The sequence below is a fragment of the Campylobacter sp. 2018MI34 genome (genome assembly GCF_016598975.1).
GTDB lineage: Bacteria > Campylobacterota > Campylobacteria > Campylobacterales > Campylobacteraceae > Campylobacter_D.
Genome location: NZ_JAENKS010000088.1, coordinates 1 through 475 on the forward strand (window position 1 = coordinate 1; position 475 = coordinate 475).

Consider the following 475-nt stretch of genomic DNA (forward strand, 5'->3'; position numbering starts at 1 on the left):
GGGTTGTTTCCCTCTTCACGACGGACGTTAGCACCCGCCGTGTGTCTCCCGTGATAACATTCTTCGGTATTCGGAGTTTGCATCGGTTTGGTAAGCCGGGATGGCCCCCTAGCCGAAACAGTGCTCTACCCCCGAAGATGAGTTCACGAGGCGCTACCTAAATAGCTTTCGGGGAGAACCAGCTATCTCCCGGTTTGATTGGCCTTTCACCCCCAGCCACAAGTCATCCGCTAATTTTTCAACATTAGTCGGTTCGGTCCTCCAGTTAGTGTTACCCAACCTTCAACCTGCCCATGGCTAGATCACCGGGTTTCGGGTCTATACCTTGCAACTATTCGCCCAGTTAAGACTCGGTTTCCCTACGGCTCCCCTATACGGTTAACCTTGCTACAAAATATAAGTCGCTGACCCATTATACAAAAGGTACGCAGTCACACCACGAAGGTGCTCCCACTGCTTGTACGTACACGGTTTC

1 rRNA gene is annotated in these 475 nt (G+C 51.8%); it reads right to left on the reverse strand.

Annotation, left to right across the window (positions count from 1 at the left end):
- Positions 1-475, reverse strand: a 23S ribosomal RNA gene (locus tag JG676_RS07845); the annotation flags it as partial.